The following is a 14853-nucleotide window of genomic DNA, read 5'->3' as shown; positions in this document are numbered from 1 at the left end:
CCTTACGTTACAGCTTGGGTCAAGGTAAGTGGCTCAGCGACTAATCCACCAGTTATTCAGGTCTGACCCGTTTTTCGGTGTTTCTTCAGGTCGTTGCAAATGGCTCCAGTACGCCACCCGGTCCTGAGCCAGGTGCCAGTGGGGAATAACGTAGTGGCCGTGGAGCAGAACCCGGTCGAGGGCGTGCACCCGTTGAACCAGTTCCTCGCGGTCGGGTGCCTGAATGACCATGTTCACCAGGCTGTCCACCACAGGGTCAGCAATGCCCATATAGTTTCGGGAGCCGTTTGCATCCACGTTGGAGGAGTGCCAGTACTCCCGTTGTTCATTTCCGGGCGAGTCCGACTGAGGCATAACCTGGGTAATCATGTCGAAGTCGAACTCACGCACCCGTTGAATGTACTGGTTGCTGTCCACGAGCCGGACAGTCACATCGATGCCCAGCTTCTGCAGATTGTTCTTGAATGGCAGCACGACTCGCTCAAAGCTCTTCTGGAAGAGCAGTATTTCAAAGGCCAGTGGTTCGCCAGTCTCCACATTGACCATTTTACGGTTCTTGATCTCGTAACCGGCAGACTTGAGCAGTTCCATTGCCGTGCGGAGGTTCTTTCTCAACCCCTGCTGGCCATCGGTTTCAGGTGGAGCGTAGGCTTCCGTGAACACCTCTTCCGGTAGCTGTTCCCGGAACTGGTTGAGGATTTCCAGCTCCCGCCCTTCCGGCAGGCCGGATGACGCCAGGTCGCTGTTCTCGAAATAACTGTCGGTACGGGTGTACTGGCCGTAGAAGAGGTTCTTGTTGGCCCATTCGAAGTCGAAGCCATAGGCAAGCGCCTGACGTACCCGGGAGTCACTGAACATTTTCTTTCGGGTGTTGAAGACGAATGCCTGCATGCCGGTGGGGCGGTGATGTTCGATGGCTTCGGCTATGATCTGGCCATCGGTAAACTTCGGGCCGCTATAGGCGGTGGCCCAGTTCTTGGCGGAGGTTTCGATGCGGTAATCGAAGTTTCCTGCCTTGAAGGCCTCCAGGGCAACAGTATCGTCCGTGTAGTAGTCGTACTGAACCTGGTCAAAGTTGAAACGGCCCTTTCGAACTCCCAGGTCTTTGGCCCAGTAGTCTTCCACCCGCTCATAGGTAATGGAGCGTCCGGCCTCGAATTCCCCAATTCGATAAGGGCCGCTACCCAGGGGCGGATTCAGACCGTTTTTTCCAAATTCCCTATCGGCCCAGTAGTGGGCGGGGAGGATTGGCATCTGGCCGAGAATCAAAGGCAGTTCCCGGTTGGTGGTATCGCTGAAATCGAACCGGACGCGTGCCGGGCTCTCAACCGTTACTTTTGACACATCCGCGTAGTAATTGCGGAAGAAGGGATGGCCTTTGGTGGTCAGGATATCGAAAGAGAACTTTACGTCCTCGGCCGTAATTGGATGGCCATCGTGGAAGCGGGCTTCGTCGCGCAGGTTAAACGTGACATAGCTTCGGTCTTCCGGTGTTTCGATGGACTCTGCAATCAGTCCGTAGGCTGAAAAAGGCTCGTCGTCCGACGATTCCATCAGGGTGTCATACAGATAGGTGTTGATACCTGCTGCAGCGATACCGCGAATGTCGAACGGGTTGAAGGAGTCGTACCCGTTGGCAACGACCGCCATCTTGACTGTTCCGCCCTTCGGAGCGTCCGGATTTACGTAGTCAAAGTGCTCGAAGCTGGCGGGATACCTGGTTTCCCCGTGCATGGCGATGCCATGTCGTGGTTCGGCTGCCGGAGCCTCCTCCGCGAATCCGGTGGTTGCACCGGTCATCAAGGTAATGGAGGTTAGAAGCGTCGTCAGGTATGAAGCTGTCCGTTTGCTGGTCATAGGTCTCGCGCGTTCCGGAATGTCAGTTAAGAGTTGACGCCCCTCTTATTTAACAGCGAAAAGGGGCGGCACGCTCCGGGTCATCATGACCCATCTGATTCTTATAAGTTACCGGATAGTCCGGACCGATGGGGGTCAGGGACTGTTCCGTATGTCAACGTAGAGTACCAGACTTTGTCCCGGTTGAAGATAGCGCTTGGTGTTCAGGTCATTCCAGCTAGCGATATCGCGCACATCCACCGAGAAACGGCTGGCAATAGTCCAGAGGGAGTCGCCTTCACGTACGCGGTAACCGACTTTGCGAACCATGGAGTTGCCGCGGGCACTGGTCGATGCCACCTGGGTAGGTTTGGCGGCCTTGGACCAGATCACCAGTTGCTTTCCGGGAATCAGTGGGTCGCCGGGGGCCATGCCGTTCCAGCCAGCAACTTCACGAACCGATACCCGATGCTCCCGGGCAATATCCCAGAAGGTATCACCGCGACGAACCGTGTAACGAACCTTATTGCCGTCACGTTTCCGGTCCTGTTTGCGCTCCAGTCGCTCGGACGCGCTCAGGGCATAGGTATCCGAGCCCTCGAGTGCCGAAGGAATCAGCAGGCGCTGGCCAATACGGATCAGATCGGAATCCAGCTTGTTCACTTGTTTGATCACGGAAGGGGTGGTGGTGAATTTGCGGGCGATAGAAATCAGGCTGTCACCGGACTCTACTTTGTAGTTACGCCAGGAGACGCGCTTTTCCACTGGCAGGTTGTCCAGGGCAGCACGGAAGGCTTCGGCGTTTTCCTTGGGAACCAGCAGACGATGGGGGCCATCGGGATTGGTGGCCCAGCGGTTGTAGCTGGGGTTCAGCAAGTAGATTTCATCAACGTCAACATTGGCCAGTTGCGCCGCCTGGGCCAGATCAAGCTGGGAGCCCGTTTCAACCACTTCGAAGTAGGCTTCGTCTTTCAGGGGCGGCAGTTCGATGCCGTATTTTTCCGGGTTATCGAAAATTTTAGCCAGGGCAATCAACTTGGGTACGTAATGGCGAGTTTCCCGGGGCAGGTCCAGGGACCAGTAGTCCTGGGGCTTGTTCCGCTTCCGGTTCTTGCGCATGGCACTTGACACGGTACCGCCACCACTGTTGTAAGCGGCAAGGGCGAGGGTGTAGTCGCCGTCGAAACGGTTGGCGAGGCGGTCCAGGTAGGTCAGGGCAGCGTCGGTGGCTTCAATCAGGTCGCGGCGGTCATCGTGCCACCAGCTTTGTGTCAGACCGAAGTACTTGCCAGTAGAGGGAATGAACTGCCAGAGACCCGCAGCTCGTCCGTGGGAGTAGGCAAACGGATCGAAAGCACTTTCAACGATGGGAAGAAGTGCAAGTTCGTTCGGCAGCTTTCTTTCTTCGGTCTGGTTCAGGATGTAGTGCAGGTAGCGGCTACCACGATCTGCAACGCGCTTGATGTAGCTTGGATGCTTTATGTACCAGTTAAGCTGGTCACGAACCCGATCGCTGTCGACGTCATGATTCAGGGCAAAGCCGGCCCGAAGGCGCTGCCAGAGGTCCTGTGTTTCGGTTGTTGCCTGTTGCTCCGGCGCGTCGAGCTTCTCTCGGGCGTCCTGTGCCGCCGCTCTGAGTGACGGTGCGATGGCGTCGTCGAGCGCTGCCCCTTTGGTTGCGTTCTCGCCATTTCCGGCGGCGACGGCTTGTTTCAGGTCCTCGTCGCCGGCTGCGACCGTGACCTGCTCGGAGTTGAGAAGCGCTTCGTCATTTGCCTGCTCGTTATTGTTGGAAGAACTCAATACGCTGCATCCACTGGCCAGCGCACCGGTAAAGAAGAGCAGCGACAATCGTTTGACCGACATAGAAAAATTCCGGCTCACGTTGGGGCCGGATCGTGTATCTGAAAATCCGGCAGATTTAATGGGTTGCGACAAAAAGGTGGAACGATTCTATGAAAGCGCCCTGAAAAGGGTCAAGGAGCCTCTCGTTACGTCCGTGAGAGGATTTGTTAACGACTTAAAAATGGTCCTTGCCGTGTCTTACCGCGGCGAATATGGCATCGGCGGAATCCGAAGGCAGGTTATTCTGTTCACAATAGGCTCGGGCGGCGTCCACTACCGCCGGATCATCCCAGCGCAGAAAGGGGTTCAGAGCCTTTTCCCTGGCCAGAGTGGAAGGCACGGTTGGCTGGTTATGTTCCCGTTGTTCCATGCATTGGGCTTCGAAGGTTCTCAAACCTTCGTCGTTGGGCAACCAACTGCGGGCGAAGCGCAAATTCGCGAGAGTGTACTCATGGGCGCAGTAGACGGCGGCGTTCTCCGGAAGGGAGCGTAACGCCTGCAGAGATTCGCGCATCTGTGCGGCGGATCCTTCGAACAGGCGGCCACAGCCGCACACAAACAGAGTGTCGCCGCAAAACAACACTGGCCGATCGTTAACCGCTGTTTCCGAGAAGTAGGCGATGTGGTCGAGGGTGTGGCCAGGAACGCCAATCACCGAAAACTCCATGTCGCCCCAGCGGAGGTGCTGGCCGGGCTCGACCGACTCGGTGACGCCCTTGAAGGGGGAACCCGCCGGGCCGACTACCCGGCACTCAGGTGCTGCCTTACGCAATTCCGGTACGCCACCAACGTGGTCTGGATGGTGATGGGTGATGAGAATGGTGTCGAGATACAAGTCGTTGGACGACAGGTGCTCCAATACCGGGCTGGCCTGTCCGGGGTCCACCACCAGGGCCTTGCGGGTTTCAGAGTTTGAAAGGCACCAGATGTAGTTGTCACTGAATGCGCGTATGGGGGACACGTTCAACATGCAAGTCGCACCTGTGAAAACGAAGTGTGACTGATATGATAGAACAATACCGGGTTGGCCTGAAACCGGGCCCACAGCGAGGTGACCCCGTGAACCTTGTAAAAACATCAGAAACGATTGATTATGCCGTGCGCCACGAAAGCTTCGAACGGTGGTTTCAGTCGGCCCTGGGGAGGGCGTTGCTGGCGGATCAACGCAGGCTCCTTGATGCGGATCTTGCGCCGCTGACGGGCGCGCGCCAGTTGCAAGTGGGGATCAGTCACCGTTTGCCGCTGGCCACGGGTACGGATTTTACCCAGCGCATCATGACCACTCCGGTATGGTCACCGGAAATTTCCGAAGGCGTGGTCGTTTGCGATTCGCACGAGTTACCTTTCCCTTCGGACTCCATGGATCTTGTGGTTCTTCACCACAGTGCTGACTTTAGCCGGTCCCCCCATGAAGTAATTCGGGAGGCTGCTCGTGTTTTGCGCGGCGAAGGGACCATCGCGCTGATCGGCTTGAATCCGCTCAGCCTGTGGGGGCTCCGGCGAGCCGTATCGCGGCACCGGGAAGGCCCATGGGGCGGCCGTTTTCTGTTCCGCAGGCGCATGGAGGACTGGTTGCATCTGCTTGGGTTCAATATAGAAGCCTCCTCCACCAGATTTTTCAGGCTACCTCTGCAAAGAAGTGGACGAGATCGTGAAAGCTGGTTGGATTCCAGAAGGGCGGGCAATAGAATTCTGCCGCTTGGGGCCTACTACTGCATCATGGCCCGCAAGCGGGTTTATGCGGGGTTGCCCAAGCGGCCAGCCTGGCGGACGGCGAAGGTGATTTCCTTGTCGGGTACGCGAGTCATTGGTGCATCGCGGGGTGCCCACGCCGAAAAGACCATGTCCGAGGACTTTGACTGAAAAACCAGGAGCAATATGTCCGCCAAGGTAGTTTTGTACACCGACGGTGCGTGTAAGGGGAATCCCGGGCCCGGGGGCTGGGGTGTGGTGTTGCGGTATGGCGACGCGTGCAAAACGCTCCATGGCGGCGAAGCGCAGACCACCAATAACCGTATGGAACTAATGGCAGCCATTCGGGGGCTTTCCGCTCTCAAGCGCGCCTGCGAAGTGGAGCTGTATACCGATTCCCAGTACGTTCGGAAAGGCATCACCGAATGGATGAAAGGCTGGAAGCGAAACGGCTGGAAAACCGCAGCCAAGAAGCCGGTCAAGAATGAAGATCTCTGGCGGGCACTGGATGAAGAGGTTGCTCGCCACCGTATCAATTGGCACTGGGTAAAAGGTCACTCGGGGGACCCGGATAACGAGCTGGCCGATGAACTGGCCAATCGTGGTGTCTCCGAGCTGAGCGGTGCCTGAATACAACAACGCAGATTTTTTGTGAGTTTATGAGACAAATTGTACTGGATACCGAAACCACGGGTATTGATCCGTCTTCCGGCCATCGAATCATCGAGATCGGTTGTGTGGAGTTGATGGAGCGTAAGCTGACAGGCCGAACCTACCACGTCTATATCAATCCCGAGCGGGAAGTCGAAGCCGAAGCGATTTCTGTGCACGGCATCACCAATGAATTTCTGGCGGATAAGCCGAAATTTGCGGAAATCGCCGACGAATTCTTTGCCTTTATCGACGGGGCTGAGCTGGTTATTCACAACGCAGCGTTCGACGTTGGCTTTATGGATGCCGAGTTCGCCCGCTTGAAGCCGGTGCGAAAAACCGGCGACCACTGCGGCGTTGTCGACTCGCTGGCGATAGCAAGGAAGAAGCACCCGGGCCAGAAGAATAACCTCGACGCGCTTTGTAAGCGCTACGGTGTTGATAACAGCAACCGGGAACTTCACGGAGCCTTGCTCGACGCCGAGATTCTGGCCGATGTTTATCTGTTGTTAACCGGTGGTCAGACCGCACTCTCTCTCGACAGCGGTTCCGAAGAGGGCGGAAGTGTAGGCGGAATCCGGCGTCTTCCATCCGATCGAGCACCTCTGGCCGTTGTCAGTGCCAGCGAAGACGAGCGCCAGGCGCACGAGGAGTTTATGGGCATGATGGAAAAACAGGCCGGCGAGACCGTGTGGAGTAAACTGCATTAACTCAAATGAGAACCGGGGCGGAACTATACCAAATGTTACATTCCGCCTTTCTTGAGGTGCTTGAGTTTTATGATATAAGTAATGACCAGTTAGTCAGTTTTCAGTATAAAAGCAATGACTGAAAGCTTGGACATTACGCGATAACAACATGAGCTGCGTCAATGTATAAGGCCGGCAGTGGTTACCATGAGGTCGCGGTAGTCTCCGCTAATAATAACAGGAAGCGTTTATGGTTCAGTCGTCTTTAGCGACGAAATCCCAGTCGTTTGATCTGGTCAAAAGTGAAATAGAGCAGACCATCAAGCAGGCAGAATCCAGTTTGGAACGCTTCCAGGAGAACCGCGAAAGCGGGGAAGATCTCCAGAACTGCGTTGATTTTATCAATCAGCTGAGGGGGATTTTCGTTCTGGTGGAGCTGCGGGGCGGGGCTTTGCTTTGCCAGGAAGCCGTGTCCATGGCCAATGATGTTCCCGTTGGTGCAAACGACGACAAGAACATCCTCCTGACTACCCTGAACAGCGCTCTGTTTATTCTTCGCCGGTATGTGGAGTACTACCACCAGCAGCGGGCGGATCATCCTGAGCTGCTTTTGCCTGTGATCAACGACCTCCGTGAAGCCCGGCGGGAAAAGCCCTATCCCGAATCCGTTTTCTTTGACGTGGACGTCAAAAACCAGCCTGATTTTTGCTCGGGCATGCCCATCGATCCGTTTAGCGGCAGCGAGTCAGAATACGAAATCATGGCCCGTCGCATGCGCCTTACGTTTCAGGTGGCGCTGCTTGGCATACTGAAAGAACGTAACGAGGTTGTCAGCAAGAAGCTGATTGGCCGGTCGGCCCGCGGGTTTGCTCGCTTGTGTTCCGGTGCGCCCATGGGGCAGATGTGGTGTCTTGTGTCTGTGGTGGCCGATACCATGCTGGATCGGGCCATGGGGTTCAACAAGGCCCGCAAACGCATGCTCATGCGTATCGAAAAATACGCCCGTGAGGTGGTGTACGTAGGTAAGGTGGCAACCGCCAAGCAGGCTCCGGACTCGTTGATTCGGGACCTGATTTACCTGCTGTACCGCAGCGGGTCGGGTAATCCGGAAGTAACCCGTGTTTTGTCATCGTACCGTCTGGCGCCTGCCGACTTCACCGATTCCCTGTTGGACAGCCATGCCCGTCGGTTGTACGGCCCGGGCAGTGATGTTCTCAAATCGCTCTCGGAGGCGCTTCAGGACGAGCTGAATCAGTTGAAGGACAAACTCGATATCATCGAGCGTGGTATCGAGCCTGATCTGGCGGAACTGTCGTCCATTGCCGAAGCGCTTGATCGCCTCGCCAACACGCTGGTCATGCTGGACCTGAACAAGTTGGCAGGTGTTGCCCGGGAGGAGGCCACCCGTCTGCGCAAATGGGAGGCAGACTCCAAGCTGCCGGAGGATGACGAACTCTATCGCCTGGCCAGTTCCGTACTGAGTATTGAGGACGCGGTCGCACAGATCGTCAGTCGGGGCATCACCTCTGAAACTGATGCTCTGGCTGCAGCGAAGAAGAGCCAGGATGAATCGGTTTATCTGCGCGAAGCGCTGTTTGTTGTGGCTGATGAAGCACGAAGCGCGCTTACGCTGGCAAAGCGAGCGATTACCGCGTTTGTTGAATCTGATTACGACAAGCTTCACCTCGCCAACCTGCCGGGCACCTTGCATAGTATTTGGGGCGGCCTGCAGATGGTGGATGACCCGGCCGCAGCAAATGTTCTGCAACGGGTAGCTGGCTCGATCAAGGATCAACTGCTTGAAGGACGTGAAGCGCCTTCCTCCCAGGTTCTGGAAGCATTGGCCGATGCGCTGACGTCGATGGAATATTACATCGAAAGCATTGGTCAGCGTGAAGACAAGAATCAGGATCTCCTCAAGCTGGCTACCAGCTCGCTGGACGATGTAGGTTTCTAGAGTTTATGTCCCAGGAGTTTTCGACCATTCTGCTCGCCGCCGTGGGTGCGGTTCTGTTTGTTGGTGGCCTGCTGTTTTTCCTGCGACCGAGCTGGTTGCTGGGCTGGCTCAAGGGCATGGCCGTTTTCGGAATCATGGCCATAGGTGCCTACCTGCTGGTTATCGCGTTAAACCTCTACGACTATCAGTCCCTCTCCGGCATGCAGACCGTCGCCAGCGTTTCCACTCAGGAGCAGGGCGATCAGCGCTGGGGCGTAGCCTTCGAGTTGGTTGGGCAGGAACCGGTGGTGGCATCACTTCGGGGGGATCAGTGGCAAGTTGATGCCCGGATCATCCGCTTCACTGGCCCGCTGCGCTGGCTGGGTATCGGGCCGGCCTATCGTCTGGAGCGGCTGGGAGGGCGCTATACCTCGCTGGAGCAGGAGCGCAGCAATCCAAGGTCGGTGATTGGCCTGAACGATGCCGTATGGGTAGATCTCTGGGAACTGGATCGGCAGTTCGACTTACCCTTCGTGGAGGGGGTTTATGGTAACGCCACCTTCATGCCCATGAGAGATGGTGCGGTTTTCGATGTCCGGCTCTCCGGTTCCGGTCTGGTTGCGGTGCCGGCGAATGAAGAAGCACACAAGGCGGTTCAGTACTGGTAATGCCCAGGCGACCTGAACAGATACAAAAAAGCCTGCGCATAGCGCAGGCTTTTTTCGTTAAGAGGGCAGCAATCAGCCCATCTTGAACAGCTCGCCCAGCTTGGTGGCCAGCATCATGTCGCCTTCAGCGCGCAGTTGGCCAGCCATGAATGCCTGCATGCCGTCGGTTTCGCCAGAGACGATGCCGTGCAGGGTTTCGGAGCTCATGATCAGGGTCACGGAAGGATCGTCGTGCTCGCCTTCCTGGACGTTGCAGGAGCCATCGTTGATCACAATGTGGTAGGTCTTGTCGTCTTCAACGTCGAACTGGAATACCAAGTCCAGGCCTTGCGCTGCGTCAGCGTTGAAGTTCTGTTCGAGTTGTTCGAATACCTGAGCTACAGACATTATCTTTCCCTTTTTAACTGGTTGTCTGGTGTTGGCGACGGCCTGGATGCCCCCTGGCAGGTGAGCCTGAACGGGCGCTCTTGCATAGCCGACCTCGCATTCGACTTTATGGTTAGTGTCTAGTGGTGTCAAGCTCGATCGAACGCTTGTTTAAATAATTTCGCTCACCTTATCAGCGTAAATTCGGTAAGTTACACTGTTACGCCCTGACTAGGTTACGGAGAAGCGCTTTGGAGTTTTTGACAGAGTACGGTTTATTCCTCGCCAAGGTTGTCACGTTTGTGGTGGCAGCTCTGGTGATTATCTCGGTGATTGTTTCCGCCGCCCATAAAGATCGGGACGATCACGGAGGAGATGGCGAGCTAAAAATCCGGAAGCTGAATGACAGCTATACCAAGTTGCGTGAGTCGATTCAGGCCCGGCTGATGTCCGATGGTGAGCGAAAGGCAGCTGCCAAGGCGCGCAAAAAGGAAGAAAAGGCCAGAAAAAAAGCAGAGAAGGCAAAGGGCAAGCAGAGTGAACCGGTTAAAGAAGAGTCGGCCCGCGTGTTCGTGCTCGACTTTGACGGCGATATCAAGGCCAGTGACAACGACCAGTTGCGCCGCTCCATTACTGCGGTGTTGAGCATTGCCGATCCAGAGAAGGACGAAGTGGTTATCCGTCTCGAAAGCGGAGGCGGTCTGGTGCACGCCTATGGTCTGGCTGCGGCTCAGCTGGATCGCATCCGGGGCAAGGGTATTCGTTTGACCGCGTGCGTAGACAAAGTCGCTGCCAGCGGTGGATACATGATGGCCTGTGTTGCCGATCGTATCGTGGCGTCGCCCTTTGCCGTGCTGGGCTCCATCGGGGTGGTGGCACAGCTTCCGAATTTTCATCGACTTTTGAAGAAGAACGACGTCGACGTCGAGGTGCTGACAGCCGGTGAGCACAAGCGGACACTGACCATGTTCGGAGAAAATACCGAAAAGGGACGCGAGAAATTCCTTGCCGATCTGGAAGACACCCACGTGTTGTTCAAGGAGTACGTGAGCGAGCGTCGGCCAGAGGTTGATATTGCCGAGGTGGCCAATGGCGATATCTGGTTTGGCACTCGGGCCCTTGAGGTGAAGCTGATTGACGAGATCAAGACCTCCGACGAATATCTGATTGAAGCATGCGACCGGGCCGACGTAGTCTCAGTATCTTATCAGCGTAAACGGTCACTGGCCGAGAAGCTGGGGCTTGCCACGAGCGCAGCCCTGGAGCATTCGGTCTGGCGGCTGCTGAGCGCATTGCGGAAACAAAACATCCAATAGCCCAAATAACGGAGAGGGGATTGTGACGATGAGTACTGACTACAAGGCTTGGCGGGTAGAAGAGCAAGGTGGCGATTACGTAGGCTCCGAGAAGATCCTGAATACAGGGGATCTGCCCGAAGGCGAAGTACTGATCCGAGTGTCTCATTCTTCCCTGAACTACAAGGATGCGTTGTCGGCCTCCGGCAACAAAGGCGTGACTCGCAACTTCCCCCACACTCCAGGTATCGATGCGGCGGGCGAGGTGGTCGAGTCTTCCTCGGACTCCATCACTGCCGGTGCTTCGGTGATTGTCACCGGCTACGATCTGGGCATGAACACCGATGGTGGATTTGGCGAATACATCCGGGTGCCGGCAGCTTGGTGCGTTCCAATGCCTGCAGGTTGGAATGCCCGCACCGCCATGATTTACGGCACAGCCGGTCTGACCGCTGGTCTGTGCGTGCAAAAGTTGCTGAAGATGGGGGCTGCGCCGGAGCAAGGCGCTGTGGCGGTGTCCGGCGCCAGTGGTGCAGTAGGTAGCGTCGCGGTGGAACTGCTTTCAGGGTTGGGATTTGACGTGGTGGCGATCAGTGGTAAAGCGGACCACGCAGAAGACCTGAAAGCGCTGGGAGCGAAAGACGTGGTTGGCCGGGACGCTCTGAGCCAGGAAAAGAAACCCCTGCTCAAGCCTGTTTTTGCGAATGCCGTGGATACCGTGGGCGGGACGCCTCTGGCGGAGATGCTCAAGCAGGTGAAGCCAGGAGGTTCGGTTTCCTGCTGCGGCCTGGTCGCCGGTCCTCAGCTTGAGACGACGGTGCTGCCGTTTATTCTTCGGGGCGTCAATCTGCTGGGTGTCGATTCGGTGGAAATACCGCTGGCGGATAAGGTATCAGTTTGGGAGAAGTTCGCGGGAGAGTGGGCCTGTCCGAAAACCGAGGCTTCGGCCCGGGATATTGGCCGGGCCGAACTTGATGGAGCGCTCAAGGCGTTCCTGAAGGGTGAATCCGCCGGTAAGATCGTGCTTGACCACAGCAAGTAAACCGGGAGAACAAGCACAAAAAGCCTGTCAGTTGACAGGCTTTTTTCGTTTCGAGTGCACTGTTATCCGGCGCGACGTCGGAACAGTGGGGTATCGGTATCCGTTGCAGCCTGATAACCCTGGCTGAAGAAGCCCAGGCATCGGGCGGCTTTCTGGATATCCTTGTCCGGACGCAGGGCGTAGGTATCAAACCCGCAGCGCTTCATGAACTGCAGCTGGTCAAGCAGAACATCGCCAATGGCCCGGAGTTCGTTCTGATAGCCCATGCGTTCCCGAAGAAGCCGGCCAATGCTGTAGCCACGGCCATCGGTGAATTTTGGGAAGTTAACCGCTATGACGGTGAGTTCGTTGACCTTGTCTCCCAGGGTTTCGGGTTCCTGATGGCTGTCGAACCACACACCGATGTCCTCACGGCCCGCGTACCGCTCGTAGCCTGCCAGCCAGAGATCAACCGGAATGAGTGCTTTCTGGTTGGGAGGGTTGAGCGAGTCTCCGTCCTCGGGGCGCGAAACCACAACCCATTCATCCTGTTTGATGCTGCCGTCCTGCAATACGATATCAGGCATAAACGCGCTCCTTGAACGGGTCAATTCCAATGCGACGATAGGTGTCCAGGAAAGTCTCTTCCTCGGTACGCTTGTCAACGTACACATTGATGATGGTGGAAATTACATCCGGCATGGCTTCCCTGGCGAAAGACGGACCAAGGATCTTGCCAATCGAGGCATCGTGGTGCGAGGAGCCGCCCAGGCTGATCTGATAGAACTCCTCGCCTTTCTTGTCCACGCCCAGCACACCGATATTGCCCACATGGTGATGACCACAGGCGTTCATGCAGCCAGAGATGTTGAGGTCGATGTTGCCCAGGTCGTAGAGATAATCCAGGTCATCGAACCGGCGCTGAATCGCTTCCGCAACCGGGATGGACTTGGCATTCGCCAGGGCGCAATAATCACCGCCCGGGCAGCAGATCACGTCAGTCAGTGTGTTCAGGTTGGCCGTGCCGAAGCCCATGGGAACAATGGCCTGCCAGAGTTCGAACAGGCGATCCTGCCGGACGTCAGCCAGCACGACGTTCTGCTGGTGGGTCACTCGAATCTCACCGAAGCTGTACTCGTCGGCCAGGTCAGCAATCTGTTCCATCTGACGGTCGGTAACGTCCCCCGGAGGCGTGCCGGTTTCCTTGATGGTCAGGTTCACTATGGCGTAACCCGTTTTTTTGTGGGTATCCACGTTGTGGGTGAGCCACTGATCGAAGGCGCGGTTTTCGAATCGCTGCCTGGCAAGCAGATCTGACGCGTTCTCGAGGCTTTCGTAGTCCGGCTCGGTAAAATATCCCTTGATGCGGTCAATCGCTTCGCGAGTGAGCTTGGTGGGGGAGTCCTTGATGTGCGCCCATTCGGCCTCGACTTTTTCCGCGAAGCCTTCAGGTGTCAGGGCTTTGACCAGAATCTTGATCCGGGCCTTGAACTTGTTATCCCGACGACCATAGCGGTTGTAGACGCGCAGTACGGCTTCCATGTACGTCAGCAGATCCAGTTCTGGCAGGAACTCCCTGATCACCGGTGCGACCATCGGTGTGCGGCCGAGGCCGCCGCCCACATGAACCCGAAAGCCAAGCTCGCCTGATTCGTTACGAACAATCTGCAGACCGATATCGTGAACTTGAATGGCGGCCCGGTCGGTCTTTTCGGAGGCGTTTACGGCTACCTTGAACTTCCTCGGCAGGAAGGCAAACTCCGGGTGGAATGTGGACCATTGACGAATGATTTCGCAGTAGGGACGCGGGTCGGTAATTTCGTCTTCCTGCACACCCGCGAACTGGTCGGTGGTGGTATTCCGGATGCAGTTGCCGCTGGTCTGGTTGGCGTGCATTTCGACTTCCGCCAGTTCGGCAAGAATGTCCGGTACATCTTCAAGGTTCGGCCAGTTCAGCTGAACATTCTGGCGCGTGGTGAAGTGGGCGTAGCCCTTGTCGTAGTCACGGCTGATTCGCGCAAGACGACGTACCTGGTTCGAGCGCATCATGCCATAGGGCACCGCGATACGGAGCATGGGCGCCAGGCGCTGAACGTAGAGACCATTCTGCAGGCGCAGTGGAAGGAACTCTTCCTCTGCCAACTCTCCTGCGAGGGCCCGGTCGGTCTGGTCTCGGAATTGGGCTACCCGTTCGGCGGCTATCTGCCGATCGTGCTCGTCGTATACGTACATAATGCGAGATCCTGCTCAAACTCATCAGTTGTATGCCCGGCTCGGGACCCCAAAGAGGGAGGATAAGGGCCGGGTCTTATAGCTGCATGGCAGGATATCACCGCGTATATATTTCTAAAATGATTATTTCCAAATATGTTTATCGATTCAGGTGATATAGAAAGGCGGAAACTGGACGAATCGCCATTTGCTGTCTTAACTAATCTTTGTAAGGGCTAAGTCCTTCAGTTTCTGACAAAAATAAGTGCAAAAGACGCAGATTAATAAGAGGGTTGTGCGATGAAAAAGACAGCGAGTTCAGACAGCCAGGTGGATGCGATTGCTTCGGTTCTTCTGGTGTTGTTGGTGGTGGCCTTCGCGGTGATGTGGGTATCCGGGCAGTAGTCTAACTGCCCGCAAGGACCATCTTGACAATCAGGATAAGCAAAACGACGAAGCCAGCAGTAAAAAGAATTCCGGCAATAATATAGGGCCAGGGGCTGCTACTGGCGAAATCCTCCTGCCGGCGCTTGTCCGACTGGACACCGAAGGCACCGGCCAGAATGCTCTGAATGATTTTCAGAACCCCGGGCGATTCCGGGGTTGGCTTCGTTTTGCTTTCTCCATCATTCCCACTGTTCAT

General features: G+C 56.2%; 14 protein-coding genes. 7 read left to right on the top strand and 7 right to left on the bottom strand.

What is annotated here, in order from left to right; translation table 11 throughout:
• Nucleotides 1-33: 33 nt before the first annotated feature.
• The 3 genes from QVZ43_RS11315 to gloB all read right to left on the bottom strand — a co-directional run bounded on the left by QVZ43_RS11315 (nucleotide 34) and on the right by gloB (nucleotide 4651).
• Entirely contained in the window at nucleotides 34-1857 is a 1824-nt protein-coding gene (locus QVZ43_RS11315) for an extracellular solute-binding protein (protein ID WP_302910021.1), read from the bottom strand.
• A 135-nt stretch (nucleotides 1858-1992) separates the two neighbouring features.
• On the bottom strand, nucleotides 1993-3702 hold the full coding sequence (locus QVZ43_RS11310; RefSeq protein ID WP_302910020.1) for a LysM peptidoglycan-binding domain-containing protein: 1710 nt from the start codon (nucleotides 3700-3702) through the stop codon (nucleotides 1993-1995).
• Nucleotides 3703-3856: 154 nt separating this feature from the next.
• On the bottom strand, nucleotides 3857-4651 hold the full coding sequence (gene gloB / locus QVZ43_RS11305) for a hydroxyacylglutathione hydrolase (RefSeq protein WP_302910019.1): 795 nt from the start codon (nucleotides 4649-4651) through the stop codon (nucleotides 3857-3859).
• An 89-nt stretch (nucleotides 4652-4740) separates the two neighbouring features.
• Here gloB and QVZ43_RS11300 point away from each other — a divergent pair, with 89 nt between their 5' ends.
• From QVZ43_RS11300 to QVZ43_RS11280, 5 genes are all read left to right on the top strand, one after another.
• Nucleotides 4741-5544, top strand: coding sequence for a class I SAM-dependent methyltransferase (locus QVZ43_RS11300; protein ID WP_302910018.1), 804 nt, complete (start codon nucleotides 4741-4743; stop codon nucleotides 5542-5544).
• A 15-nt stretch (nucleotides 5545-5559) separates the two neighbouring features.
• Nucleotides 5560-6003, top strand: coding sequence for a ribonuclease HI (gene rnhA, locus QVZ43_RS11295; protein WP_223793459.1), 444 nt, complete (start codon nucleotides 5560-5562; stop codon nucleotides 6001-6003).
• A gap of 29 nt (nucleotides 6004-6032) precedes the next feature.
• Nucleotides 6033-6734: a DNA polymerase III subunit epsilon gene (dnaQ, locus tag QVZ43_RS11290; RefSeq protein WP_223793460.1), complete on the top strand. Its 702-nt coding sequence runs from the start codon at nucleotides 6033-6035 to the stop codon at nucleotides 6732-6734.
• A gap of 229 nt (nucleotides 6735-6963) precedes the next feature.
• Nucleotides 6964-8670, top strand: a complete 1707-nt coding sequence (locus QVZ43_RS11285) for a FimL-related protein (RefSeq protein ID WP_302910017.1) — start codon at nucleotides 6964-6966, stop codon at nucleotides 8668-8670.
• A gap of 5 nt (nucleotides 8671-8675) precedes the next feature.
• Nucleotides 8676-9317 (top strand): multidrug transporter, encoded by a 642-nt coding sequence (locus QVZ43_RS11280; protein WP_302910016.1) that lies wholly within the window; start codon nucleotides 8676-8678, stop codon nucleotides 9315-9317.
• 72 nt (nucleotides 9318-9389) lie between these two features.
• Here QVZ43_RS11280 and QVZ43_RS11275 read toward each other — a convergent pair whose 3' ends face one another.
• Nucleotides 9390-9704, bottom strand: coding sequence for an SCP2 sterol-binding domain-containing protein (locus QVZ43_RS11275; protein WP_223793463.1), 315 nt, complete (start codon nucleotides 9702-9704; stop codon nucleotides 9390-9392).
• Between the two features lie 230 nt (nucleotides 9705-9934).
• Here QVZ43_RS11275 and sohB point away from each other — a divergent pair, with 230 nt between their 5' ends.
• Both sohB and QVZ43_RS11265 read left to right on the top strand, forming a co-directional pair.
• Nucleotides 9935-10999 carry a protease SohB gene (sohB, locus tag QVZ43_RS11270; protein ID WP_302910015.1) on the top strand — a complete coding sequence of 355 codons (1065 nt, stop codon included), beginning with the start codon at nucleotides 9935-9937 and terminating at the stop codon, nucleotides 10997-10999.
• Between the two features lie 28 nt (nucleotides 11000-11027).
• Nucleotides 11028-12020 carry a YhdH/YhfP family quinone oxidoreductase gene (locus QVZ43_RS11265; RefSeq protein ID WP_302910014.1) on the top strand — a complete coding sequence of 331 codons (993 nt, stop codon included), beginning with the start codon at nucleotides 11028-11030 and terminating at the stop codon, nucleotides 12018-12020.
• Nucleotides 12021-12082: 62 nt separating this feature from the next.
• Here the strand turns inward: QVZ43_RS11265 and QVZ43_RS11260 are convergent, their stop codons facing one another.
• From QVZ43_RS11260 to QVZ43_RS11250, 3 genes are all read right to left on the bottom strand, one after another.
• Nucleotides 12083-12586, bottom strand: a complete 504-nt coding sequence (locus QVZ43_RS11260; protein WP_302910013.1) for a DUF934 domain-containing protein — start codon at nucleotides 12584-12586, stop codon at nucleotides 12083-12085.
• Nucleotides 12579-14231 (bottom strand): nitrite/sulfite reductase, encoded by a 1653-nt coding sequence (locus tag QVZ43_RS11255; RefSeq protein WP_223793467.1) that lies wholly within the window; start codon nucleotides 14229-14231, stop codon nucleotides 12579-12581. The genes QVZ43_RS11260 and QVZ43_RS11255 overlap by 8 nt, the downstream gene beginning before the upstream one ends.
• A gap of 385 nt (nucleotides 14232-14616) precedes the next feature.
• Entirely contained in the window at nucleotides 14617-14853 is a 237-nt protein-coding gene (locus QVZ43_RS11250) for a DUF2970 domain-containing protein (protein ID WP_302910012.1), read from the bottom strand.

This window comes from Marinobacter suaedae (genome assembly GCF_030519635.1).
GTDB lineage: Bacteria > Pseudomonadota > Gammaproteobacteria > Pseudomonadales > Oleiphilaceae > Marinobacter > Marinobacter suaedae.
This window is presented reverse-complemented; position numbering and strand designations above follow the sequence as displayed.

Excerpts from the sequence above, each read along its gene's own strand:
- QVZ43_RS11275 (WP_223793463.1), bottom strand. The coding sequence starts at position 9,704 with ATGTCTGTAGCTCAGGTATTCGAACAACTCGAACAGAACTTCAACGCT.
- QVZ43_RS11265 (WP_302910014.1), top strand. The coding sequence starts at position 11,028 with ATGAGTACTGACTACAAGGCTTGGCGGGTAGAAGAGCAAGGTGGCGAT.
- QVZ43_RS11260 (WP_302910013.1), bottom strand. The coding sequence starts at position 12,586 with ATGCCTGATATCGTATTGCAGGACGGCAGCATCAAACAGGATGAATGG.
- QVZ43_RS11285 (WP_302910017.1), top strand. The coding sequence starts at position 6,964 with ATGGTTCAGTCGTCTTTAGCGACGAAATCCCAGTCGTTTGATCTGGTC.
- rnhA (WP_223793459.1), top strand. The coding sequence starts at position 5,560 with ATGTCCGCCAAGGTAGTTTTGTACACCGACGGTGCGTGTAAGGGGAAT.
- QVZ43_RS11250 (WP_302910012.1), bottom strand. The coding sequence starts at position 14,853 with ATGAACAGTGGGAATGATGGAGAAAGCAAAACGAAGCCAACCCCGGAA.
- gloB (WP_302910019.1), bottom strand. The coding sequence starts at position 4,651 with ATGTTGAACGTGTCCCCCATACGCGCATTCAGTGACAACTACATCTGG.
- QVZ43_RS11280 (WP_302910016.1), top strand. The coding sequence starts at position 8,676 with ATGTCCCAGGAGTTTTCGACCATTCTGCTCGCCGCCGTGGGTGCGGTT.
- QVZ43_RS11310 (WP_302910020.1), bottom strand. The coding sequence starts at position 3,702 with ATGTCGGTCAAACGATTGTCGCTGCTCTTCTTTACCGGTGCGCTGGCC.
- QVZ43_RS11315 (WP_302910021.1), bottom strand. The coding sequence starts at position 1,857 with ATGACCAGCAAACGGACAGCTTCATACCTGACGACGCTTCTAACCTCC.
- QVZ43_RS11255 (WP_223793467.1), bottom strand. The coding sequence starts at position 14,231 with ATGTACGTATACGACGAGCACGATCGGCAGATAGCCGCCGAACGGGTA.
- dnaQ (WP_223793460.1), top strand. The coding sequence starts at position 6,033 with ATGAGACAAATTGTACTGGATACCGAAACCACGGGTATTGATCCGTCT.